Here is a 23,547-nt window from a genome sequence, read left to right as displayed (position 1 = left end):
CTCAAAAAAATTAACCATTATTATTAATATAATGGTTAATTAAAAATAATTCAGATGTTTTTCTGAGTAATACTCTCGCGTGTAATTAAAAGGCAAGTTAATAAAATGAGCAGAACATTAAAATCTGAGTCTTATGGCTTAGGCAATATCCGTATTCCTTCTCACCAACCATTAACCTGGAAAATAAAAACAGAATCGTGTGCATTATTAATTCATGATATGCAACGTTACTTTGTGCACGCTTTACCGGATAACCCAGCAGTCAATTTAATTAATTCCACCGTAAAAATATTACGTTGGGCGAGAGAAAAAAACATTCCTGTCTTTTACAGTGCCCAACCCGGGCGAATGACCATGGAACAACGCGGGTTACTTGTTGATTTATGGGGACCCGGTATGCGCACAACAGAAGAAGATCGGCAAATTATTGACGCGCTTTTTCCGTACCCGGAGGACACTGTATTGACGAAGTGGCGTTACAGCGCTTTTCATCAGTCAGACTTGGCGGACAAGTTGTGTGAACATCAATGTGATTCTCTCATTATTACCGGCATATATGCCTCCGTGGGGATTCAGGCAACCGGCATTGATGCCTTCAGTCACAATATTCACCCTTTTGTTGTCGCTGATGCCATTGCTGATTTTACTCAGGCCGGACACCAAAATGCGGTCGATTATATGGCGGACAATTGTGCACGGGTACTGACCTCTGCTGATGTGGTGAATTATGAGTAGCCTTCTGTCTTCGATTATCGCTTCGCCTGAACACCCTTTTGCCATGTTGTATCGCCCGACGGTCAATTCAGGGGACGTTGAAATTTTCCAGTTATGCCTGGAAAAAACCGACACCATCGAACATGCGGTCAACAATCAGGCGTTCAACGGTGAAAAGTTACTGCTTCTGCCTTTTCGGCAAGTGAGCGAGCGGGGTTATTCCGCCGTTGATGATGGCATGCCGATCCTGAGTTTGCCCGTCCTTGCACGCCAGCAAGTTTCCGTGGCATCACTGGTAGATCAATTACCTGAAACAACATTTACTGTGGATAATGTCCATTTCAATCTGGATGATCAGCAGTTTGCTCAGCGAGTTTCCACGCTCATTGAAAATGAAATCGGTCAGGGGGCGGGATCTAATTTTGTTTTACATCGCAAGCTGCATGCAACGATAGCTGAATATGAGCCTGCATTTTTATTAAGCTTTTACCGCCGCTTACTGAAAATGGAAGTTTCGGCTTACTGGATATTTTTAATCAATACGGGTGAACAGGCATTTATCGGGGTTTCTCCGGAATTACAGGCCTCACTGAGTGAGGGCGAAGTAAGGATGAATCCCATCAGTGGTACCTACCCGTACCCCGTCGGGGGACCAACAACTGAATCATTATTAACCTTTCTCTCCTGCCCGAAAGAAACCAATGAACTGTTCATGGTGGTGGATGAAGAGCTCAAAGTCATGTCCCGGTTATGTGAAAAAGGGGCACAGGTCAGTGATCTAAAATTGAAGCAACTCAGCCATGTCGCCCATACGGAATACGTCTTGCGCGGGAAAAGTCATGCCGGGATTGCCGATATTCTGCGCGAAACCTTACCTGCCCCCACCGTGATAGGCAGCCCGGTACAAAACGCCTGTGATGTGGTGAAGCGTTATGAACCCGAAGGACGTCGTTATTACAGTGGAGTGATTGCACTGGTCAATAATTCCCCTGATCAAGTCTCGCTTGATTCAGCTATTGCGATCCGCACCGCGGAAATCTCCCCTCAGGGACAGGTTGAAATCGGTGTTGGCGCAACGATAGTACGGGATTCCCATCCCGCTGATGAGGCGAATGAAACCCGCAGTAAAGCACAATCGTTATACAGCGCAATGTTACCAGAGACAAATCCGACCCTGGCCGTCAACGTACATAAAAACACGATAGAAAATTTAAGTGACAGGCCTGCCATCCATGAAGCATTGGTCAGCCGGAATACTAAGGTGTCTCATTTCTGGTTAACGGCGCCTGATGAACGTATGCGTTGTTTACCCCACTTCGACGGAAAGCGGGTATTGATTCTGGATGGTAATGACACGTTCACGTCGATGTTTAAGACATTGTTCGCGTCTCTTGGGGCCAACGCCTTTGTTGAAAAAGTTCACGCCAATGTTGATTTTAAACCCTATGACCTTGTTGTTGCCGGCCCCGGGCCTGGCAATCCGCTTGATGAGAACGACAAACGCGTTAAAGACATGCGCAGTGTCATCCGGCAAATGATTGCCGCTGAACACCCTTTTTTAGCCGTGTGCCTGAGTCATCAGATTCTTTCTACCTTATTGGGCTTGCCCATTGTTCGTTTATCTCCCCCGAACCAAGGGGTACAAAAGATGATCTGCCTTGATGGTCAACCGGAAAATGTCGGCTTCTACAATACATTTTGCGCCATGGCAGATGAACACATCCGCGGCAAACTCAATGATGCCGGGATCACCCTGTACTTTGATGATGATCAGCAAGTGCATGCCATTCGCAGTGCCAGATTTGCATCGGTTCAATTCCATTTGGAGTCTTTTCTGACCATCAATGGGCCTGAGATCCTGGACCGTTTTGTTAAACCGCTTTTACACACACAACTTGCCGGAAGCAAAGAAAAATGCCTAACAGTATCGTAATTGATTATCACGTCATGAATGCATTTACCCATACCCCACTGGAAGGAAACCCTGTTGCGGTCTTTCACGATAGTGAGGCGTTATCTGCATCAATGATGCAGGCGATTGCCCGCCAACTCCAGCTCTCAGAAACCACATTTATCAGTGAAAGCACTGAAGATGGGCATGCGCGTGTGAGAATTTTCACACCGGTCAATGAGTTACCGTTTGCAGGACATCCCCTGATGGGAACTGCCAGTGCATTTTCTCGACGCAATAAACTCAATGACTTCGTTTTCCACACCCATATTGGCGCCGTACCGGTTTCAGTGGTGCACCACAGTGAAGTGCTGAGTGAAGTCAAAATTACCGTACCTTTGGCGAGTGCTGAACCATTTGCCGAAGAAAAGAAACTATTGGCTGCGCTGGGTCTGGAAAAAGCAGAATCACCCATTGAAATCTATGATGCAGGCGCACGGCATGTCTTGGTGGCCGTAGACAGTATTTCAACATTACATGGACTCCAGCCCGATCATCGTGCTTTGGCAGACTTTGAGAATTTGGCGGTGAACTGCTTTTCCTGGAACGGGAAAAACGTCGAAAACCGGATGTTCTCTCCTGCTTATGGCGTGACGGAAGATGCCGGAACCGGTTCTGTGGTAGGACCAATAGTGCAGCACTTAATTAAGTCCGGGCAAATACAGATGAACGAAAAAGTGATGATTGAACAAGGCCTGTTATTGAACCGCCGTTGCGTGATGTATGGCGAAGTTAAATCCAGGGAGGGGCTTGCTGCCCATACTGAATTATCAGGGCAAGTCTGCTACTTCTCAGAATGCAGCGCCCGTTTTTAATCAATGTGCCCGCTCCGATTAAAGGGGATGAAAGGAAGAGAAAAATGAAGAGACTCGAGTCATTAACCGGACTGCTGGATGTGCCTTTTCCGCACTATGACAATCCGCCTCCCTCACCGGAGACAGTGATAAAAGCGTGGTTAGCGCGGGCACGGAATGGCGATGTCTGTGAGCCCGATGCCTATACGCTGGCCACGCGCAATGTTGATGGTGATATTTCAATGCGCACGATGTTTCCTGTCCGTTTTGATGGTGATGCCTTGTTATTTGCGACGCACCGCTCCAGCCGCAAAGGTCAGGATATTGACTCAACAGGCTCTGCCGGCTGCCATATCTATTGGCGTGAGCTGGGGCGCCAGTTAAGTCTTTCCGGGTCAGTGGTATTGGCTTCCGATGACGTGGCTGAGGCGGTTTGGCATGCACGGGACCCTGCATATGACCCGGTGTCAACGGTGTCTAGTCAAAGTGCCCCTCTCACGGATATTCCGGCATTATTCCATGAAATCGCTAAATATGACGGGAAAAGTAAATTACCACGCCCTGAACGTTTTGTTGTCTATCAGTTCATCATCGCACGCTGTGAATTCTGGGCGGTCGATGCATCCCGCATACACAAAAGACTGGTTTACAGTCGCACCGAAAAGGGATGGAAAAATGAACGATTACAGCCATGAAATTGAGCAGATAGCGGCGGCGCAGGCCTGTCATGGCCCTAACCGCTTTGTTCATGCTGTTATGAAATGGCATTTTTCTGAAGAAACGGGAACCGTTGTTGTGTCTCACCTCAGCCGTTATGCCTTTTACCCCCGGATCTTGGAAAAAGATACGGCAATTCGTTTACCCGGTGACGGGCAAATTGGAGACAGCCTGGCTGATATTGCTACTGAGAGAACGGGGAGCTATTAGGGCAATACGGTATAAATTTTTTTAAACGATAGGAGCTAATCATCAGAAAATAGCAAAATTGCAGATAATAAAATCAGTCTCTTTGTTAAAAAAATAATAAAGGAATGATCAAATCACATTCAGACAGAACTACGATAATAAAAGAAGGCCACAGTAATATGAGTAATATCATTATCTTTGATGAACATATCATGGATGAACATATCATGATCACACCAGAACAACTTAAAGCAGAATTTCCGCTTCCTGTAAAACAGCAAACTGAGATAAAACATTTTCGAAAAACGATTGCAGATATTATTGCCGGACGAGATCCTCGCTTATTAGTCATATGCGGGCCTTGCTCAATACATGATCCAAAAGCAGCTATTGATTATGCGCACCATCTCAAAGCGCTGTCGAATCAAGTCAGTGACCGGCTCTACCTTGTCATGCGAGTCTATTTTGAGAAACCGAGAACGACTGTTGGATGGAAAGGATTCATCAATGATCCGGATATGGATGGCTCATTTAACATTGAGAAAGGTCTGAAAGCCGCACGCTCTTTATTAGTTGAGCTGGCTCAATTGGGGCTACCGCTGGCAACGGAAATACTCGACCCGAATAGTCCGCCATACTTAGAAGACATGTTTAGTTGGTCAGCGATTGGGGCTCGTACATCAGAATCTCAGCCCCACCGTGAAATCGCCTCAGGTCTGTCCATGCCCGTTGGTTTTAAAAACAGCACCAATGGATGTTTATCCTCAGCGATTAATGCAATACATTCAGCGGCAATACCCCACCGTTTTATCGCCATTAGTCAAACGGGGCAAGCTTGCTTATTACAAACAAAAGGAAACCCAAGCGGGCATATTGTCCTGCGTGGTGGAGCTATGCCTAATTATAATCCGGCTGAGATCACTAAATGTGAAAATGAAATGGTCAATGCTGGGTTGAAACCTGCAATTATCGTGGATTGCAGTCATGGTAATTCACATAAAAATTACTGTCGCCAACCAAGCGTCGCAGAATCTGTTGTCGCGCAAGTCAGTAATGGAAATCGTGCCATCGTTGGTTTGATGCTTGAAAGTCACCTTAACGAAGGGAATCAACCACCAAACAAGCTTCGTAGTGAAATGGAATATGGCGTTTCTGTTACTGATGGCTGCATCAGTTGGCAAACAACCGAAACATTATTACATCAAATTTATCAAACATTAAATAATAAACCATCTTTTAAGTGGATTACGAAAGAAGAAAGTGAAATGCTCCCTAATTAACATTAAATGAGTACGGACCTTACGTCTAAATTAAGGAAAATAGAGTACAATGCCATGATATCAGGCATTCATATTGAAACAATTATCTTTGAGAATGAGTTCAGAATTTATCAAGCATGAAACTGTCCGAAAAAGCCAAAAATAAAAATTATGTGAATTCATTCGCAATTATTTATTTTTACTATAATGTAATAGATAAAATTTATTGGTAATTTGGGATCTGATTAAAAGCAGATCCCAATCTGTCTTCTATCTATTTATCCATGATTCAGCGAATTAAGGGTTTATTACCCTATCTGATAAGTTATCAGATATTAGGCGCTAAAAATCACGGAATGAAATTTAATCTGAATAATGACCAACAATGTCATAAATTCCAGGGCTAGCCTTAGCGATTGCCATAGTCCGTTTTGCGAATTCCGCAGATGCAGGATCAGCCTGAGTTGCCTGAACATCAGCGATACTTTTCCATTTCGCAATATTAACAACCCGGCTACCATCTTTGCTGGCTAACAAGGTCACTGAAATGAAACCTGGTCGCTTGCTGATGACCGATTCAGTACCCTCTTGCAGGAGCTTGATAAGTTCAGCTTGTTTGCTGGGATCGACTTCAATGACATTGATGAATGTAACTTCGGACATTACCGTTCTCCTTAATGAATAATAAGTTATACCAGCTTTGCAGACAAACGAGACTTGCTAGCTTGTATCTTAACAGAACCTAAGACGATTCAGCAGTGCAATATGTCAGGCCATTTTAAAAAATATTTATTTTTACGTCCGGAGGCTGACATTTTCACCCTAATTCTCGTCATTAAAGTTTAGAACACTTTTTGAAAGAGGCTAATAAATTGTTAGTGCTTCATATATACACATAGCATGTTTTATTGTATACACTACAGGAATACTTAATTACTTATTAGCTTCTTTATTATTTGTATTTACAACACTCACTCCTTGTTTTCAAGAGAATTAATTTAGCATCAACATTATTTACTTTGATTATGAAGTCAGAGGAAACTATATCTAAATAACGTTTTAAAATAATAAGTTATTTAAATGTTAGTTATAGTCCTCAGTATGAGTTAAGAGAAATAAAATGAGTAAGCAGAAACAGCCAAATGAATTAAATGAAGAAAAACCGGCCCAAGTTTATTCCAACCGAGCCAAACTTGAATCACTGGCCTATCGGTTTTTGGGAACGATCCCAGATGCTGAAGATGCTGTGCAAGAAACGTATTTACGGTGGCATAAACTTACTCAGACAGAACGTGAGCAGATCATATCTCCTCTTGCTTGGCAACGAACAACACTGACACGGATTTGCTTCGATCAACTTAAATCAGCCAAGTCAAAACGTGAAATCTATATTGGTGAGTGGTTACCTGAACCTGTCTCACAAGGCGAATGCTGGGCATCAACCATGGAATCGCCTGAAGCCAGAGATCCTGTTAATGACCTTATCTTGGAGCATTCAGTTTCTATGGCACTGATGATAGTTCTGGATAAGATGACCCCTGCTGAACGTGTCAGTTTTATCCTTCATGATGTCTTTCAATACTCTTTTGACGAAATTAGTGAAATTGTTAATAGAACGCCACAAGCCTGCCGTCAATTAGCGTCTTCAGGACGTAAGCGAGTCAATCGGGAACGCCATTTAGCATACTCTTCCGAAGAACATCTGCGCGTTAATCGCGCTTTTCGCTCTGCATGGCTTACAGGCAATATCAAGGAGTTGGTTGCCGTTTTAGATGAAAAAGCCTGCGCCATTACTGATAGTGGCGGCCTTGCCAGCGCAGCTGCCGAACCATTATGTGGCCGGGATGCCATTATTAATTTCTTCCTCTCTGCCTTTGAACGTCAGCATGATCTCCAGATTGAAGAAGAATATGTTAATGGTGAACCAGGGCTGGTAGGCAAAGTAGCGGGTCATACTGTTACGGTGATCTCAACCCATGTACAAGAAGGGCAAATCAAGGATATCTGGGTCATGCGTAACCCAGAAAAACTGACTGTTTGGCATTAGCCAATTCAAATGAGGTTATTTACTATGGCAGCGATAAGTGATTGTTCGGGGAAAGTCGTCATTATTGGTGCTGGAATCGGTGGGGTAACTCTTGCCGCCCTGCTTTCTTCATCTGGTGTAAAATGTGACATTTATGAACAGCGGACAACGTTTTCTGAAGATGGGTTTGGCCTGAATATTCAACCTGAAGCAGTATCCGTCTTATATCGTTTGGGTCTGGCTGACAAGTTGAATTCTTGTGGAATACAGACCAGAGTACACCGCTATGTTGACCATTCGGGAAACCTTCTTTTCGAAGAAGTAAGGGGGATAGAAGCTGGCTTTGATACTCCTCAGGTGTCTATATCCCGTTCCGAACTGCATAACCTGATATTTTCTAACGTCAAAACAAACGCGGCCTTTCACTTCGGCAAAAAGTTTTCTACCGATACTTTATGTCAGGCAGAGTGGGCAAAAAATCTTATTGTGGGTGCCGATGGCATTCATTCAGCCATGCGTCAAAACTTGTTTCCGGATTCTATGCAACTCAATTCCGGTACTATGACGTTATGGCGGGGAATGACCCCCATGCCAAAGTTTCTGGATGGCCGAACAATGATTATCGCCAACGGTGACGACGGAATCCGTCTCATCGCCTATCCGGTTTCCAAACCTCATGATTTGCGTGGGGAGAGCCTCATTAACTGGGTTCTCCTTGTACCGATATCACTTGATAAACCATTTGATATAACCACCCATCGTGTCCAAGCGACAAATTTTCTGCTCGGCCTGATTAAAGACTGGCATTTTGATTGGTTAAACCTACAAACATTAATCTCCACAAGCAAAACACTCATGCGAACCTCAATGGTTGACAGAAATCCACTGGATAAATGGAGCCATGACCAATGTGTTCTGATAGGTGATGCTGCTCATCCCATGTTTCCGATTGGCGCAAATGGAGCGACTCAATCAATCATTGATGCCGGAACGCTTGCCACTGCTATCTGTGAATCCCCTGATTTCAAAACAGCAATAGCGAAGTTTGAGCAGATACGCATACCTGCTGTATCCAGAATTGTAAAAGCAAATCGGGAAATGAATTTACGTGAACTTGCTAGTCAGGCTCTCAGTCCACAAGAGCGGGTTCAGGAACTTGTTATCACAACGGCCAATTACAAAGCTGAAACGACAAGGACGAATTAGGATTAACTCTGTTGTCTCAATAATAATAACCCATAAATAATAAATCTATAAAACTGGAGTTCTGAAATGAGTGAACAACCTTCCCTTCCCCAATTCGATGCTATTGTCATTGGTGCCGGCCTCTCCGGTCTGTTTGCAGCTCACAAAATTCATAATGAATTAGGCTTAAAAGTACTTGGTCTTGAAAAAGGTAAAAATGTCGGCGGTACCTGGTATTGGAATCGTTATCCTGGTGTTCAGGCAGATACCGATGGATTTGCTTATCGTTACTCCTTTGACAAAGAAGTTTCCCCACAGTGGGATATCTATGCCCGGTATCAAACCGGCGAACAAATGCGGGATTATTTGGAAAGTGTTGCAAGCCGAAATAATATTTTTGAATTGTTCCGTTTTGAAACCGGTGTCAGTGAAGCTATTTATGATGAGGCGGAAAATATCTGGCGGGTGACAACTACCAATGGAGATGTTATTACAACTCGGTATCTGGTCAGTGCTGTCGGCGTATTATCTGAACCCGTTTTACCAAAAATCAAAGATCTTGATAAATTTAAAGGGCAAATCGTACATACCGCACGTTGGCCAGATAATGTGAAGATGGATGGTCTTCGTGTTGGGGTATTGGGGACAGGCTCAACGGGCGCCCAGCTGATTGTTGCCGCCAGCCAGGTAGCATCCAAACTGACGGTATTTCAACGTTCAGCCCAGTATATTGTCCCCGCAGGGCAACGTCGTCTGACAAAAAATGAAGTGGAACATTACTTCTCAAATTTTGACGAAGTATGGGACGAATGGCGGAAAACCCGTCTGGCTTGTGGCTTTGACGAACCCAATATAGGCGCAACTGAAGTCTCCCCAGAAGAGCAAAAATCAGTTTTTGAACGCGCATGGAACGAAGGGGGTGGATTTGGTTTTATGTTTGGTACTTTCAATGACCTTTCCTTTAATCCGGACTCCAACCGCGCCGCCTGTCAGTTTATAGTCGAAAAAATCAAAGAGATTGTTAAAGATCCTGAGACGGCCCGTCGCCTTACACCGACAGAATGCTATGCCAAACGCCCCGCCTCGGTAGATGGATACTATGAAGTCTATAATCAACCGAATGTAGAATTAGTCAGCTTGTTAGATACCCCCATCGTGCAGGCAACAGAAAAAGGCCTGATTACTGCTGATGGCGTTGAGCATGAAATTGATATTCTTATTTGTGCTACAGGATTTGACGCAATTGAAGGTGCTTACCGGAACTTCAAGGTCGTTGGGCGCAATAATGAGGCTCTCCTTGACACATGGGGAGAAAATCCGGCGGCTTATTTAGGTGTTTTTACACCGGGATTCCCCAATTTATTTACGCTTCTTGGCCCACAAGGGATATTCTCGAATCTTGCCGCAGGTATTGAAACACAGGTAAATTTCATCGGTGATATTATTTCTTGGTCTGAAAAGAATCTGGAGACGGTTATTGAAGTCACACCCCAAGCACTCTCCGAATGGTCAAAAACTTGTGAACAATTGGCCAATCATACTGTCTTTGCTCAGGTGAAATCTTGGATATTCGGAAGTAACCTACCGGGCTTCCCACCTCGTGTTCTTTTTTATTTCGGTGGTCTTAAAGAATATATTTCAACTTTTGAGCGTGAACGCAGTAATAATTTCTCTGGCTTCAATAGAAAACATTAAATATCAACTAAAAAATCTTATACACTAACTTTGAAAAGATATATTTTTTCAAAATGGGCTGACATAACAAGGCAATCATACGTCATATACATTGAAGGAAAAATATTGATAGATTGATATAACACTCACAACTTATTTAGCTAAAAAACCCAACAATAAATTAAGCTGCGTGGATGAACACATCCCACAGCTTTCTTATTTTTATTAAATGGAAATTATGTAAACGCTGTTATTATATCATTTTAAAAAATGAGATTATCTATGACTAACAAAATCAAAAAACAACAAAAATCACATAATGAATTGGAATGAATTATTTTAATCTTTCTTCTCAATTCCGCGATATAACTGACTATACTCCATGGGTTTTGAGTTGCAATTCAATCTAAATAGCTGCAATTTGAAAAAAAACAGATATAAACTATCACGTATTTGGATTAGTTTACTAGTGTAACGATATCATATTTTCTGTCATTGTGAAAAAAACATCCTCCCTTATTCAAGGATCAGTTTATTATTATAGAAGGAACAATTAAATGTTTTATGTAAATATTTCAAAGAAATGACGGTAATTTTCATCACCTTGATAATCACAATATAACATAATACAATTAAATGGAAACGCTGTTGGTTACCTTAAACATGTTAACTTTTGATTAACTTTTCTATTCATGAAAATGAATTAATGATATTGCAATTGTTAGTCGAACCCTCCTTTTATCATGTATATTTTTTATATCTATAAATCGTAAAAATGCATTCCGTTTTGCACTGAGACATATCACGACCGTTGGAGATTATTAGCAATAGATATACAGGAATGATGAATCATTTAAAAAATGACTTAAAGTGTAACAAAATATTTCACACAATGAAAAGGTTGATATAAATGATAGGAAAAAAAATCGTTGTTAGCCTAGGAATTGCTTTATTGTTGGTGGTTGTCATTTTCATTTATAGACTAAATAGTTCCGGTAATAATGAATCAGGATATATGACCTACCCACCAACAAAGGTCGCTTTGGCTAAAGTAAAAGAAGTCAGTCCCCCCCGGACATTATATGGTGTCGGGGAGCTTGAAGCTGACAGGCAAGTACGCTTGGCATCAGAAACCAGTGGCAGGGTCACCAGTATTGAATTCCAGTCGGGTCAATATGTGGAGAAAGGCCAGTTATTGGTACAAATTAACGATTCCGTAGAACAGGCGGAGCTTGTCCGTCTTCAGGCTCAATGGAAAAATGCTGACAGGTTATACCAACGTACCAGCAAATTATTTGCCAATAAGGTTGCGGCGGCAGCTGAATTGGATAATACCTTGGCAGAACGCGATATGGCCCTGGCTTCGATTCGCCAAACCGAAGCCCTCATTGCCCAGAAAGCAATTCGGGCTCCCTTTTCAGGTGTCATGGGTATTCGACAAATTCATATCGGAGAGTTTCTGCATGCAGGTAATGCGATTGCCAATTTAGTGGATGCAAAAAATCTCAAACTGAATTTTTCGCTAGATGAACAAGCAAGCCCTGAATTACATATTGGACAGACCGTGAACGTACAGGTTGATGCATATCCGAATGAGAGTTTCCCCGCTCAAATAAGTGCTATTGATCCCCTGATTGGCAAATCACGTACCGTCCAAGTACAAGCTCGCCTGAATAACCTTGATGGAAAACTAAAAGCAGGAATGTACGCCAATATACAAGTTGTACGCCCAAATACGGCTCAGGTTTTGACCGTGCCGGAAACGGCAGTGACCTACACGGCCTATGGCGATACTGTTTTTGTGGCGCAACGTACAGAACAACAAACTGAACAGCAGCAGCCGATGACAGCAAAACGTGTCTCCGTTGAAGTCGGGCAACGCTGGAATGGCATGATAGAAATCAAGAAAGGATTGACCGAAGGAGAGCTAGTGGTGACATCTGGTCAATTGAAACTCAATGATGGCGCACAAGTGGTTGCAGTTGCTGAAGATACACTGAATACAGCAAAACCATCTGCAACAGGTTCTTAATGGAGACGGAAAAATGACATTTACCGATCTTTTTGTTCGCCGGCCTGTACTTGCTCTTGTAGTCAGTACATTGATCCTGTTATTGGGGCTGTTTGCCCTGAATAAACTGTCCGTTCGGCAATATCCACAATTAGAAAGTTCAACCATTACTGTCACGACGGAATATCCCGGGGCTTCATCCGACTTGATGCAAGGATTTGTAACCCAGCCGATATCACAGGCTGTTTCTTCTGTAGAAGGCGTCGATTATCTCTCTTCTTCTTCAGTGCAGGGCAGGAGTACCGTGAGCATCCGTATGGAACTTAACCGTGATTCCACCCAAGCCTTAACTCAAGTGATGGCAAAAGTGAATCAGGTCAGGTATAAGCTGCCAACACAGGCTTATGACCCGGTTATTGAGATTTCATCAGGAGAATCAACAGCTGTCGCTTACGTAGCATTTTCCAGTGATACCTTGCCGGCATCATCTGTGACAGATTACCTTTCAAGAGTGGTTGAACCTATGTTTTCCTCTATTGAAGGTGTCTCAAAAGTGCAGGTCATGGGCGGACAGAGACTTTCCATGCGCTTATGGCTGGATGCAGATCGCCTTGCAGGGCGTGGATTGACAGCTGCGGATGTGGCGGCGGCGGTGAGGCAAAATAATTATCAGGCCGCACCGGGTAAGGTGAAAGGTGAATATGTCATTTCAAATGTGCATGTTAATACCGATCTCACTAACGTCGACGAGTTTCGTGATCTGGTTATCCGCAATGACGGCAATGGGCTGGTCCGCCTCAAAGATGTTGGCACAGTGGAACTGGGTGCGGCAGCAACTGAAACCAGTGCCATGCTGAACGGTAAGGCAGCAGTAAATTTAGGGTTATTTTCAACACCAACAGGTAACCCTCTTATCATTGTTGATGGCATCAAACGTTTATTGCCTGATATTCAAAAGACACTCCCTCCGGGGGTTAAGGTGGATTTGGCATTTGAAACTTCCCGCTTTATTAAAGCCTCGATTGATGAAGTTGCCAATACGCTGCTGGAAGCACTCATTATTGTCATGACAGTGATTTACCTCTGCCTTGGGTCATTGCGCAGTGTATTAATTCCGATTGTTGCCATCCCTTTATCAATGCTGGGAGCCGCAGGATTAATGCTGTTATTTAGTTTCAGTATTAATTTGTTGACGCTATTGGCGATGGTTCTGGCAATTGGCCTTGTCGTCGATGATGCTATTGTCGTCGTTGAAAACGTACATCGCCATATTGAAGAAGGCTTGTCACCTGTTGAAGCCGCCTTAACCGGTGCAAGGGAAGTCGCAGGCCCTGTGATTGCGATGACCATTACTCTTGCAGCAGTTTATGCACCGATTGGCTTGATGTCAGGGTTGACCGGTGCCTTATTTAAAGAATTTGCTTTAACGCTGGCAGGTGCTGTTATCGTATCCGGTATAGTGGCCCTGACGTTGTCGCCAGTCATGAGTTCTTTTTTATTACAGTCGAAACAGCAAGAAGGAAGGATGGCACGGGTGGCTGAGGCGTTTTTTGATAAAATCGCCCACTATTACTCCCTCACGCTCAGTATTTCTTTGCGTTATCGCTGGGTTACAGGCACGTTTGCTTTATTAGTGGTGATAAGTCTGCCCCTACTTTATAAACAAGCCCGCCAAGAATTAGCGCCAGTGGAAGATCAGGCTGGTGTGCTGGCCGCCATTAAGTCACCACAACATGCGAACTTAGATTATGTAGAGCGATTTGCCCACAAACTTGATGGCGTATTCAATGACATTCCAGAAATGGTGAGTACATGGATTATTAATGGAACAGATGGGATTTCTTCAAGTTTTAGTGGAGTCAACTTGACCGACTGGAGTCAACGCACACGTTCGGCTTCAGATATTCAGGCACAATTGCAAATGGCAGTCAGTGAGGTAGAAGGGAGCAGTATTTTTATATTCCAGCTCCCGCCGTTGCCCGGCTCCACTGGAGGGCTGCCCGTTCAAATGGTACTGCGTAGTACACAAGATTACCCTGTCCTGTACCAAACAATGGAGGAAATTAAACAGCAAGCGCGGGCAAGCGGATTATTTGTGGTTGTAGACAGCGATCTGGATTACAACAATCCAGTGGTAAAAGTGCGGATTGATCGCGCCAAGGCCAATAGCCTGGGAATTAGAATGCAAGATATCGGTGAATCCCTGGCGTTGCTGGTCGGAGAGAACTATATCAACAGATTTGGAATGAATGGCCGCTCATATGATGTTATTCCACAAAGTATACGCAGTCAGCGATTGACCCCTGAAGCTCTGGCACACCATTTTGTGAGAACGGAGAATCGAGATATGATCCCGCTTTCTACTGTGGTGTCAATTTCGACGCAAGTTGAGCCAAATAAATTAACCCAGTTCAACCAGCAGAATGCTGCCATTTTTCAGGCTATTCCCGCACCAGGAGTAACCTTGGGGCAAGCCGTGAATTTCCTTGAGGGAGTGCTGGATAATTTACCCGCAGGATACAGCTATGATTGGCAGTCAGATTCCCGTCAATATAAACAAGAAAGCCATGCTCTGGTTTTTGCTTTTTTAGCAGCTTTACTCATCATTTATTTGGTATTGGCTGCGCAATATGAAAGCCTTGTTGACCCTTTGATTATTTTGATCACTGTCCCCCTTTCTATTTGTGGTGCTCTGATCCCATTAGCGATGGGATACATTACGCTTAATATTTATACACAAATTGGGTTGGTAACGCTAATAGGGCTTATCAGTAAGCACGGTATCTTGATGGTAGAATTTGCCAATAAGTTACAGGAAGTTGAAGGAATAGATAAACGTTCGGCAATCTTGAAAGCAGCAAAAATTCGTCTCCGTCCGGTACTGATGACGACTGCGGCAATGGTGATCGGCTTAATCCCGCTGTTATTTGCCAGTGGTGCTGGTGCCAATAGCCGTTTTGGCATCGGGCTAGTGATTGTGTCAGGCATGTTGGTAGGGACATTTTTTACGTTATTTGTACTACCGACAATTTATACTTTCCTGGCAAGAAACCACTCTACCTCAGGAATGACACCGAGAAAGCAACAATTGTTCGAAGCTGACAAGAGACTCAATAAACAAACTCATTGATTTCGATTTCCGGCTCGCATTTTCTCGGCAGTATTTTAGGCGTTTTACCTTTTATGCACACCATGTAAGCACACCATATGGTTTGCAATAACTGTAAAACGCCTCTCATTCAGAAGTAATACACTAAACTGCAAGGCAATTTTTCAGAGCAAAACCTCATCAAATAATGCGGTTCTTTTCCAATTGTGCATTACGAGCTGCTTCCCTTGCTTCACGCTTTTTACGGGCATCACAAGGTTCTGGGCAATCACACACTTTTTCAACACCAATGCTACCCAAACCACCACAACTTCCCTGAATACTCTTGCGCTTAATAATGTAACCCAGCGACATACCCGCAAAAGCCAGCAGAAAAAAGATAAAAGCAGCAATAAAGACTTCCATAACTCTCTCCTCTCTCTTATTTCTTCTGTAAGAATGGCTTAAAGGCTGTGCTATAACGTTCTTCAAAACCATCTTTCGTTTTGACAATCATAAAGACAGGAATATTTAGCTTTTCAGCGACTTCCATACCTTTTTCTGGCCCCAATACATCCAAGCCTGTAGAAAAACCATCTGCACTCATGCAAGTCGGTGCGATCACAGTAATGGAAACCAAATTATGCTTGATCGGTTTGCCTGTCTTAGGATTAATGGTGTGAGAATAGCGAATACCATTTTGTTCAAAATAATTACGGTAATCTCCTGACGTTGCCACCGACATATTACCAGGCTCAATGATTTCTTGGGCGCTCTGTTCCATACCCGCATCGGATGGCTTTTCAATCGCTATTCGCCATGGATTGCCTTTACCATTATTACCCGATGTACGAACTTCACCGCCAATATCCACCATGTAATTTTTGATGTTCTGAGATCCCAAATATTCAGCTACAACATCAACACCATAGCCTTTGGCAATAGAAGAGAGGTCAACATAAAGTTCAGGGATAGTTTTAATCAGATTATTGCCTTCAACAGACAAATGTTCGATCCCAGTCCAGGCTCGGCGAGTTGCTAACTCTTCATCTGTTGGTGCTTTGGTAATTCGGCCTTCTGGACCAAATCCCCATAAATTAACCAATGGACCGACAGTGACATCCAAAGCCCCTTCTGTCAGTTTATTGATTCTGAGCGCTTCCTTAACCACTTTTGCTGTAGCAGCAGAGACGGCAAAAGGCTTATTCACGTCCCAGCTTTGATTAAAACGACTCAATTCAGAATTTGGCCGGTAAGTGGACATTTGATCGTTCACTTCTTCCAGTAGACGGTCAATCTCTTTTTGCAGGTCTCCCGGCGCAGGTACTGATGAATCAGCAACGTATTTAACCGAATAATACGTCCCCATTGTCTGCCCATTCAGGTTTTTCTGCTCAGGACCACCGCATGCTGCCAGCAGCATAACTGCAAACAACAATGTCCCCCAGTTGATCATTTTTTTACTCAACATAACTTACTCTTTCTGACTTATTTTGGCACTTTCTGAATTGTCAGCGCCCACAAAATGTGGGCGCTTGTCGATAAATCAATGTGTTACAACCATCAGCCGCCGAAATCATCCAGCATGATGTTTTCATCTTCTACGCCGAGGTCTTTCAACATTTTAATAACCGCAGCGTTCATGACCGGAGGCCCACACATGTAGAATTCACAATCTTCTGGTGCCGGGTGATCTTTCAGGTAGTTTTCATACAGAACATTATGGATAAAGCCTGTGTAACCATCCCAATTATCTTCCGGCAGAGCATCAGACAGCGCCACATGCCAGCTAAAGTTCTCGTTTTCTGCTGCCAAGTGGTCGAAATCTTCGGTATAGAACATTTCACGCTTAGAACGTGCGCCATACCAGAAGGTGATTTTACGCTTGGCATTCAAACGATTGAGTTGATCTAAAATGTGAGAACGCATTGGTGCCATACCAGCACCACCACCGATGAAGATCATTTCCGCATCAGTGTCTTTCGCAAAGAACTCACCGAATGGGCCAGAAATTGTTACCTTATCACCGGCTTTCAATGACCAGATATAAGAGGACATGATACCCGGTGTAACATCCGGATTTCTTGGTGGCGGAGTCGCAATACGCACGTTCAGCATGATGATGCCGTGCTCTTCCGGATAGTTCGCCATAGAGTATGCTCGAACTGTCGACTCTTTGACTTCAGAGACATAGCGGAACAGATTGAATTTATCCCAATCTTCACGATATTCCTCTGGTACGTCATAGTCAGCATAACGGGCTACATGTGGCGGACACTCAATCTGAATGTAACCACCGGCACGGAATGGCACGACTTCGCCCTCAGGAATTTTCAGCTTCAGTTCTTTAATGAAAGTCGCTTTGTTATCGTTGGAGATAACTTCACATTCCCATTTCTTAACGCCGAAAATTTCCTCTGGCAATTCAATTTTCAGGTCTTGCTTAACATTGACCTGACATGCCAAACGGCAACCTTCTTTCGCTTCACGCTTATTAATGTGAGAAAGCTCAGTCGGCAGGATATCACCGCCGCCATCCTTGATTTTCACACGGCACTGACCACAAGAGCCACCACCGCCACAAGCAGAGGATACAAAAATCCCCTGACTGGAAAGTACGTTCAACAATTTGTCGCCGGCAGGAGCTGAGAAACTTTTGTCCTCATCGCCATTGACTTCAACTTTAATATCCCCGGTGTTCACTAACTTAGATTTTGCGAACAAAATCATTGCCGTCAGTACCAACACAATCAGGGTAAACATTACTACGCCTAGAATGATTATATCCATGAATTCTTCCCGCCTTTAGAGCTGCACACCGGAGAAGGACATAAAGCCCAATGCCATCAAGCCAGTAGTGACAAAGGTGATCCCCAACCCTTTCAGACCTGCCGGAACATCCGCATATTTCATTTTTTCACGGATAGCAGCCATCAGAACAATCGCCAGCATCCAGCCCATACCTGAACCGAAACCATATACGATGGATTCGCTGAAGTTATAGTCACGCTGTGCCATGAAAGAAACACCACCGAAAATCGCACAGTTCACTGTAATCAACGGCAGGAAAATGCCCAACGCGTTGTAAAGTGCCGGAACATAACGGTCCAGAATCATTTCAAGGATCTGTACCAGTGCAGCAATCACCCCGATAAAGGTAATGAAGTTAAGGAAGCTTAAGTCCACCCCGTCCATCAGCGCCCCATCGCGGAGAACCAGATTGTAAACAAGGTTATTGGCAGGAACGGAAATTCCCAGTACAACAGTTACAGCTACACCCAGCCCAAAAGCTGTTTTAACATTCTTTGATACCGCCAGAAACGTACACATACCGAGAAAGAAAGATAGCGCCATATTCTCGATAAAAACTGCGCGGACAAACAAACTAATATAATGTTCCATTTTGTTTGTTACTCCTTCTCAACCTGCGCAGGTTTCAGAGTCCGCAGACCCCAAATCAGCATACCAATAATGAAGAATGCACTCGGTGCCAACAGGAACAGGCCATTTGGCTGATACCAACCACCATTTTTGACAGATTCCAGTACTGTAATACCGAATAATTTTCCTGAGCCGAACAGTTCACGCAGGAAGCCGACCAGCAGCAAAATAACACCGTAGCCTAAGCCGTTACCAATACCATCCATGAAACTTTCAACCGGAGGCGATTTCATGGCATAAGCTTCAGCACGTCCCATTACGATGCAGTTCGTGATGATAAGACCAACAAACACCGACAGCTGTTTAGAGATTTCGTAGGCGTAGGCCCGCAAAATCTGGTCAACCACGATAACCAATGATGCAATGATCGCCATCTGTACAATGATTCGCACACTGCCAGGAATGAAGTTACGAATCAATGAAATGAAAAAGTTAGAAAACGCCGTAACCAGTGTCACAGCAATCGTCATAACCAATGCAGTTTCCAGTTTGGTGGTAACAGCCAGTGCTGAACACACACCCAACACTTGCAGTGCAATTGGGTTATTATCAAATAACGGCCCAAGCAGGACGCGTTTTACCTCTTTACTATCAGCCATCTTTCAAGGCTCCCTCACGTACTTTTTTCAGGAACGGGCCAAAACCGTTATCACCCAGCCAGAAATCAAACATATGCTGAACACCGTTGGAAGTCAGGGTTGCGCCGGATAAACCATCTACACCATAAGGATTATCACCTGCCCCACCACGGACGATCTTAAGTGCCGGAACACCTTGCGGGTTATAAAGTTTTTTGCCTACCCATTGCTTGCGCCATTGAGGGTTATCAACTTCACCACCCAAACCCGGGGTTTCACCATGAGAGTAATAACTGATACCACGAGATGTTACGCCATCCACATCAATGGAAATAAAGGCATACATCACTGACCACAGACCAGATCCATAAATAGGCAAAACCAGTTCCGTCGTTTTGCCTGCCTCATCTTTCACCAGATAAATTTCTGCCATATTGGCGCGGCGACGGATTTTCGCCAGATCTTGTTCTGATGATAAAGCAGTACTGGTTTCATCACTGCGCAGGGCGCTGTTCAGGTCAAAATTACCACGGCTTTTTTGCAGTTTTGCAGTTTTCAAATCAAGCAATTCAGGCTGAATACGACTGTTATAAATCTCTTTAATTTCTTCAGTTGTCATGTCAGGTTTCAATAAACCCGCAACATCCAGAATATTGCGCTGCTTATCCAGCAGTTTCTGTTCCTGCTGCTGAGATTTCAAACCTACGGCTGATCCAGCAACGACAATTGAACATATGAGGCACAGCACAAAAACAACAAGAAACGTTCTGCCAATGCTGTCATTATTTTTTGGTTTATCATTAGCCACGGGCTTTTCTCCGCTTAATATTGGCCTGAACGACCAGATAATCGAACAGTGGCGCGAACAGATTAGCAAACAGGATCGCCAACATCATTCCTTCTGGGTACGCTGGGTTTACCACCCTGATCAAAACACACATAGCGCCAATCAGAATACCGTATGCCCATTTTCCTTTGTCTGTAAATGCAGCAGATACCGGATCAGTCGCCATGAAGATCATACCGAATGCGAAACCACCCAGAACCATATGCCAGTACCATTCCATACCAAACATTGGGTTAGTGCTGGAACCGATCATATTGAACAAGTAAGAGGTCGCAATCATACCCAGCATCACACCGGCAACAATGCGCCATGAAGCAATACGGGCAAACAGAATGATGGCACCACCGATGAAAATCATCAGCGTGGAAACTTCACCGATTGAGCCCGGGATATTACCAATGAATGCATCCAGCCAAGTCACTGGCTGCCCGGTAATGGTATTGACCAGACCGTGGCTACCTGAGGTTGCCCATTGGGACAGAGGAGTTGCACCAGAGAAACCGTCAGCCGCAGTCCAAACTAAATCACCTGAAATCTGAGCCGGATAAGCAAAGAACAGAAAAGCACGGCCAGCCAGTGCAGGGTTAAGGAAATTACGCCCTGTACCACCGAAGATTTCCTTGGCAATCACTACACCAAAGCTAATCCCTACTGCTGCCTGCCACAGTGGCAAGGTTGGCGGAACAATCAACGCAAACAGAATAGAACTGACGAAGAAACCTTCATTGATTTCATGTTTGCGGATAATGGCGAACAAAACTTCCCAGAAACCACCCACCACAAAAACAACAGCATAAATTGGCAGGAAGTAAGCCGCACCCAGCAACATTTTGCTGCCCCAACCGGCATCAGGTGTCAGTGATGCCCCAAGAAATTGGGCAAGCACATAATGCCAGTCAGAAGCCAGAACCTGCTGTAATGCATCTCCGCTGTATAAATGGGTCAGAGCCGGGATCGCCTGATTACCTACGTTATACATTCCCCAGAACATTGCCGGAAAAACAGACATCCATACCAAGATCATCATGCGTTTGAGATCGATGGCATCACGGACGTGGGCCTTCCCTTTTGTCACTGTTCCCGGTGTGTAGAAAACGGTGCTCACTGCCTCATAAAGAGGATAATACTTCTCCAGCTTGCCACCGGCCTCAAAGTGGTGTTCTACTTTTTCAAATAAATTTTTCAGGCCCATGAATTACCCTTCCTGCTCAATCTTAGTCAGCACATCACGCAATACCGGACCGTACTCATATTTACCGGGGCAAACATAGGTACATAATGCTAAATCTTCTTCATCCAGCTCCAGACAACCTAACGCCTGTGAACCATCAGTATCGCCCGCAAGCAAATCACGCAATAGATGCGTTGCCATGATATCCAGCGGCATCACACGTTCATAGTTGCCGATTGGTACCATGGAACGCTCACCACCATTGGTTGTGGTTGAGAAAGCGAAACGTTTCTTTTTCAGGAAGTGGCCAATTGTGGTACGGGTAATGGAGAATTTATTGGCTCCCGGCGCGATCCAGCCAAATAACTCTTTTTCACGGCCTTCAGCCAACACTGAAACCAGAGTATGGAAACGACCAAGATAATGACAAACATCATCTGATTTTGTACCACAAAGCACAGAACCCGAGATGATGCGGTTTTCGCCTTCCTTCAGTTGACCTTTCGTCAACTCAAGCAAATCAGCACCCAAACGGGTACGCACTAAACGTGGCGACTTGACTTGAGGCCCTGCCAGAGAAACCAGACGATCGGTGTACAGCTCACCCGTAGTAAACAGCTTGCCGATGGCAATAACATCCTGATAACCCAGATGCCATACCGTTTTTTGTACACTCACTGGTTCGATGAAGTGGATATGCGTTCCCACCAATCCTGCCGGATGTGGACCGACAAATTGGTTATAGATAATCTGAGCGTTGTTGCCCACCGTCGGAATATTTCCTGTTCCGTGGCAAACGTGGATTTTCCCTTCCGTCAGTTTTGACAGAATATTCAGACCATCAACAAAAGCCTCTTCTTGTGTCGCAATAACAACTAATGGATCAGCAGCCAGCGGCTGAGTGTCCATTGCTGTAACAAAGATTGCCTTTGGTGTGGAGCCTGGTGCCGGAGAACGACTGAAAGGGCGCGTGCGCAGCGCTGTCCACAGCCCTGATGCAAGCAGATTCTTTTCTACCTGCTCACGGCTCAGATTCGCGAGCTCAGCACGGTCATAGCGATCAAACGTAACTGCATCATCACCATTTACCTCAATCACAACGGATTGCAGGACACGACGTTCTCCGCGCCCGATGGTGATAACTTTTCCGCTTGCCGGGCTAGTGAAAAATACCCCTGGATTCTTTTTATCTTCAAAAAGAATTTGCCCTTTTTTGACATGCTCACCTTCCTTCACCAGCATAGAAGGACGCATTCCAACATATTCTTCGCCGAGTAAAGCGACATGGCGAGTTGTCGGACCATCTTCTATAACTTGGGCAGGCGCTCCTGCTATCGGGAGGTCGAGTCCTTTTTTAATTTTAATCATAAGATTTGCACAAGTTTATCAGTTAAATCATATACTACAAATTACCCTATGGTATTCCCTTTGGATAATGCAGCGACTTCAGTAATAAAAAACACCTTGAGCAATATATGTCTCAAGTTATTCACTCCGATAATCATTACAATTTTCTTTTAAGTTTTGCCGGCGGTAATTCTAACATCTCCCCTACTGACTGTCTGAATAATCAAGTGACTTAGCTCAAGCAAATAAGAATAATTTCTCTGCTGAACCGTTAACCATTCGAGAAAGACGAATGTAATCCTCACTTTTCCCTACAGCAGGGTAATTTTCAACCGAAAGGCAACATGACAACGGTTAGATATCCTTGCTGCCTTTTATTCAGCAAGTTGCCAAAATACCGTCATATCGGGTCCGATATTTTATCCATTTGTTACCTTTTTACACGACCGGACAATGAGAAAAACGATTTCTTATCTTTCAGTTAGCTTATTGCTATTCCATATACCTCTTTTGCCATTACTCAATCACTTATCTCCCATTCTTCTGAATTATTGC

General features: G+C 44.1%; 20 protein-coding genes. 11 read left to right on the top strand and 9 right to left on the bottom strand.

Annotated features, from left to right (window positions below; all coding sequences use genetic code 11):
- The first annotated feature begins 105 nt into the window (after positions 1 to 105).
- The 6 genes from Xsze_RS10865 to Xsze_RS10840 all read left to right on the top strand — a co-directional run bounded on the left by Xsze_RS10865 (position 106) and on the right by Xsze_RS10840 (position 5,645).
- Positions 106 to 735 (top strand): isochorismatase family protein, encoded by a 630-nt coding sequence (locus Xsze_RS10865; RefSeq protein ID WP_038235332.1) that lies wholly within the window; start codon positions 106 to 108, stop codon positions 733 to 735.
- A complete protein-coding gene (locus Xsze_RS10860) occupies positions 728 to 2,647 on the top strand; it encodes an anthranilate synthase family protein (RefSeq protein ID WP_051462310.1) in 1,920 nt (639 codons plus the stop codon). The genes Xsze_RS10865 and Xsze_RS10860 overlap by 8 nt, the downstream gene beginning before the upstream one ends.
- Positions 2,629 to 3,480 carry a PhzF family phenazine biosynthesis protein gene (locus Xsze_RS10855; RefSeq protein WP_038235334.1) on the top strand — a complete coding sequence of 284 codons (852 nt, stop codon included), beginning with the start codon at positions 2,629 to 2,631 and terminating at the stop codon, positions 3,478 to 3,480. Before Xsze_RS10860 ends, Xsze_RS10855 begins: the two co-directional genes overlap by 19 nt.
- 44 nt (positions 3,481 to 3,524) lie before the next feature.
- Positions 3,525 to 4,154, top strand: a complete 630-nt coding sequence (locus tag Xsze_RS10850) for a pyridoxine 5'-phosphate oxidase C-terminal domain-containing protein (protein WP_038235336.1) — start codon at positions 3,525 to 3,527, stop codon at positions 4,152 to 4,154.
- Positions 4,135 to 4,386 (top strand): hypothetical protein, encoded by a 252-nt coding sequence (locus tag Xsze_RS10845; protein ID WP_038235338.1) that lies wholly within the window; start codon positions 4,135 to 4,137, stop codon positions 4,384 to 4,386. Before Xsze_RS10850 ends, Xsze_RS10845 begins: the two co-directional genes overlap by 20 nt.
- Before the next feature lie 158 nt (positions 4,387 to 4,544).
- Entirely contained in the window at positions 4,545 to 5,645 is a 1,101-nt protein-coding gene (locus tag Xsze_RS10840) for a 3-deoxy-7-phosphoheptulonate synthase (RefSeq protein WP_051462311.1), read from the top strand.
- A gap of 342 nt (positions 5,646 to 5,987) precedes the next feature.
- Here the strand turns inward: Xsze_RS10840 and Xsze_RS10835 are convergent, their stop codons facing one another.
- On the bottom strand, positions 5,988 to 6,287 hold the full coding sequence (locus Xsze_RS10835) for an antibiotic biosynthesis monooxygenase family protein (RefSeq protein ID WP_038235340.1): 300 nt from the start codon (positions 6,285 to 6,287) through the stop codon (positions 5,988 to 5,990).
- Positions 6,288 to 6,744: 457 nt separating this feature from the next.
- Here Xsze_RS10835 and sigJ point away from each other — a divergent pair, with 457 nt between their 5' ends.
- From sigJ to Xsze_RS10810, 5 genes are all read left to right on the top strand, one after another.
- On the top strand, positions 6,745 to 7,671 hold the full coding sequence (gene sigJ / locus Xsze_RS10830; RefSeq protein ID WP_038235343.1) for an RNA polymerase sigma factor SigJ: 927 nt from the start codon (positions 6,745 to 6,747) through the stop codon (positions 7,669 to 7,671).
- A gap of 24 nt (positions 7,672 to 7,695) precedes the next feature.
- On the top strand, positions 7,696 to 8,856 hold the full coding sequence (locus tag Xsze_RS10825; RefSeq protein ID WP_051462312.1) for an FAD-dependent monooxygenase: 1,161 nt from the start codon (positions 7,696 to 7,698) through the stop codon (positions 8,854 to 8,856).
- Between the two features lie 66 nt (positions 8,857 to 8,922).
- Positions 8,923 to 10,530, top strand: a complete 1,608-nt coding sequence (locus Xsze_RS10820; RefSeq protein WP_038235346.1) for a flavin-containing monooxygenase — start codon at positions 8,923 to 8,925, stop codon at positions 10,528 to 10,530.
- Between the two features lie 892 nt (positions 10,531 to 11,422).
- Positions 11,423 to 12,541 carry an efflux RND transporter periplasmic adaptor subunit gene (locus Xsze_RS10815; RefSeq protein WP_071991750.1) on the top strand — a complete coding sequence of 373 codons (1,119 nt, stop codon included), beginning with the start codon at positions 11,423 to 11,425 and terminating at the stop codon, positions 12,539 to 12,541.
- 13 nt (positions 12,542 to 12,554) lie between these two features.
- Complete coding sequence (locus Xsze_RS10810; RefSeq protein ID WP_038235352.1) at positions 12,555 to 15,650, top strand: MexW/MexI family multidrug efflux RND transporter permease subunit; 3,096 nt, start codon at positions 12,555 to 12,557, stop codon at positions 15,648 to 15,650.
- 159 nt (positions 15,651 to 15,809) lie between these two features.
- On the opposite strand, the gene nqrM is transcribed toward Xsze_RS10810, so the two are convergent.
- From nqrM to Xsze_RS10770, 8 genes are all read right to left on the bottom strand, one after another.
- On the bottom strand, positions 15,810 to 16,034 hold the full coding sequence (gene nqrM, locus Xsze_RS10805) for a (Na+)-NQR maturation NqrM (protein WP_038235354.1): 225 nt from the start codon (positions 16,032 to 16,034) through the stop codon (positions 15,810 to 15,812).
- A gap of 16 nt (positions 16,035 to 16,050) precedes the next feature.
- Complete coding sequence (locus Xsze_RS10800; RefSeq protein WP_038235356.1) at positions 16,051 to 17,079, bottom strand: FAD:protein FMN transferase; 1,029 nt, start codon at positions 17,077 to 17,079, stop codon at positions 16,051 to 16,053.
- A 92-nt stretch (positions 17,080 to 17,171) separates the two neighbouring features.
- Complete coding sequence (nqrF, locus tag Xsze_RS10795) at positions 17,172 to 18,398, bottom strand: NADH:ubiquinone reductase (Na(+)-transporting) subunit F (protein WP_038235357.1); 1,227 nt, start codon at positions 18,396 to 18,398, stop codon at positions 17,172 to 17,174.
- A 15-nt stretch (positions 18,399 to 18,413) separates the two neighbouring features.
- Positions 18,414 to 19,010 carry an NADH:ubiquinone reductase (Na(+)-transporting) subunit E gene (gene nqrE / locus Xsze_RS10790; protein ID WP_038235359.1) on the bottom strand — a complete coding sequence of 199 codons (597 nt, stop codon included), beginning with the start codon at positions 19,008 to 19,010 and terminating at the stop codon, positions 18,414 to 18,416.
- Positions 19,011 to 19,018: 8 nt separating this feature from the next.
- A complete protein-coding gene (locus Xsze_RS10785; RefSeq protein ID WP_038235361.1) occupies positions 19,019 to 19,648 on the bottom strand; it encodes an NADH:ubiquinone reductase (Na(+)-transporting) subunit D in 630 nt (209 codons plus the stop codon).
- Complete coding sequence (locus Xsze_RS10780) at positions 19,641 to 20,435, bottom strand: Na(+)-translocating NADH-quinone reductase subunit C (protein WP_038235363.1); 795 nt, start codon at positions 20,433 to 20,435, stop codon at positions 19,641 to 19,643. The genes Xsze_RS10785 and Xsze_RS10780 overlap by 8 nt, the downstream gene beginning before the upstream one ends.
- A complete protein-coding gene (locus Xsze_RS10775) occupies positions 20,428 to 21,666 on the bottom strand; it encodes an NADH:ubiquinone reductase (Na(+)-transporting) subunit B (RefSeq protein WP_038235365.1) in 1,239 nt (412 codons plus the stop codon). The genes Xsze_RS10780 and Xsze_RS10775 overlap by 8 nt, the downstream gene beginning before the upstream one ends.
- A 3-nt stretch (positions 21,667 to 21,669) precedes the next feature.
- Positions 21,670 to 23,013 carry a Na(+)-translocating NADH-quinone reductase subunit A gene (locus Xsze_RS10770; protein WP_038235367.1) on the bottom strand — a complete coding sequence of 448 codons (1,344 nt, stop codon included), beginning with the start codon at positions 23,011 to 23,013 and terminating at the stop codon, positions 21,670 to 21,672.
- Positions 23,014 to 23,547 lie beyond the last annotated feature (534 nt).

The organism is Xenorhabdus szentirmaii DSM 16338, assembly GCF_002632585.1.
Classification (GTDB): domain Bacteria; phylum Pseudomonadota; class Gammaproteobacteria; order Enterobacterales; family Enterobacteriaceae; genus Xenorhabdus; species Xenorhabdus szentirmaii.
This window is presented reverse-complemented; position numbering and strand designations above follow the sequence as displayed.

What these genes read in the sequence shown, in the direction of transcription:
- Xsze_RS10865 (WP_038235332.1), top strand. Translation starts at nt 106, where the DNA reads ATGAGCAGAACATTAAAATCTGAGTCTTATGGCTTAGGCAATATCCGT.
- Xsze_RS10775 (WP_038235365.1), bottom strand. Translation starts at nt 21,666, where the DNA reads ATGGGCCTGAAAAATTTATTTGAAAAAGTAGAACACCACTTTGAGGCC.
- Xsze_RS10835 (WP_038235340.1), bottom strand. Translation starts at nt 6,287, where the DNA reads ATGTCCGAAGTTACATTCATCAATGTCATTGAAGTCGATCCCAGCAAA.
- nqrF (WP_038235357.1), bottom strand. Translation starts at nt 18,398, where the DNA reads ATGGATATAATCATTCTAGGCGTAGTAATGTTTACCCTGATTGTGTTG.
- Xsze_RS10825 (WP_051462312.1), top strand. Translation starts at nt 7,696, where the DNA reads ATGGCAGCGATAAGTGATTGTTCGGGGAAAGTCGTCATTATTGGTGCT.
- Xsze_RS10820 (WP_038235346.1), top strand. Translation starts at nt 8,923, where the DNA reads ATGAGTGAACAACCTTCCCTTCCCCAATTCGATGCTATTGTCATTGGT.
- Xsze_RS10810 (WP_038235352.1), top strand. Translation starts at nt 12,555, where the DNA reads ATGACATTTACCGATCTTTTTGTTCGCCGGCCTGTACTTGCTCTTGTA.
- Xsze_RS10785 (WP_038235361.1), bottom strand. Translation starts at nt 19,648, where the DNA reads ATGGCTGATAGTAAAGAGGTAAAACGCGTCCTGCTTGGGCCGTTATTT.
- nqrM (WP_038235354.1), bottom strand. Translation starts at nt 16,034, where the DNA reads ATGGAAGTCTTTATTGCTGCTTTTATCTTTTTTCTGCTGGCTTTTGCG.
- Xsze_RS10840 (WP_051462311.1), top strand. Translation starts at nt 4,545, where the DNA reads ATGAGTAATATCATTATCTTTGATGAACATATCATGGATGAACATATC.
- Xsze_RS10860 (WP_051462310.1), top strand. Translation starts at nt 728, where the DNA reads ATGAGTAGCCTTCTGTCTTCGATTATCGCTTCGCCTGAACACCCTTTT.
- sigJ (WP_038235343.1), top strand. Translation starts at nt 6,745, where the DNA reads ATGAGTAAGCAGAAACAGCCAAATGAATTAAATGAAGAAAAACCGGCC.
- Xsze_RS10850 (WP_038235336.1), top strand. Translation starts at nt 3,525, where the DNA reads ATGAAGAGACTCGAGTCATTAACCGGACTGCTGGATGTGCCTTTTCCG.
- Xsze_RS10855 (WP_038235334.1), top strand. Translation starts at nt 2,629, where the DNA reads ATGCCTAACAGTATCGTAATTGATTATCACGTCATGAATGCATTTACC.
- nqrE (WP_038235359.1), bottom strand. Translation starts at nt 19,010, where the DNA reads ATGGAACATTATATTAGTTTGTTTGTCCGCGCAGTTTTTATCGAGAAT.
- Xsze_RS10800 (WP_038235356.1), bottom strand. Translation starts at nt 17,079, where the DNA reads ATGTTGAGTAAAAAAATGATCAACTGGGGGACATTGTTGTTTGCAGTT.
- Xsze_RS10770 (WP_038235367.1), bottom strand. Translation starts at nt 23,013, where the DNA reads ATGATTAAAATTAAAAAAGGACTCGACCTCCCGATAGCAGGAGCGCCT.
- Xsze_RS10845 (WP_038235338.1), top strand. Translation starts at nt 4,135, where the DNA reads ATGAACGATTACAGCCATGAAATTGAGCAGATAGCGGCGGCGCAGGCC.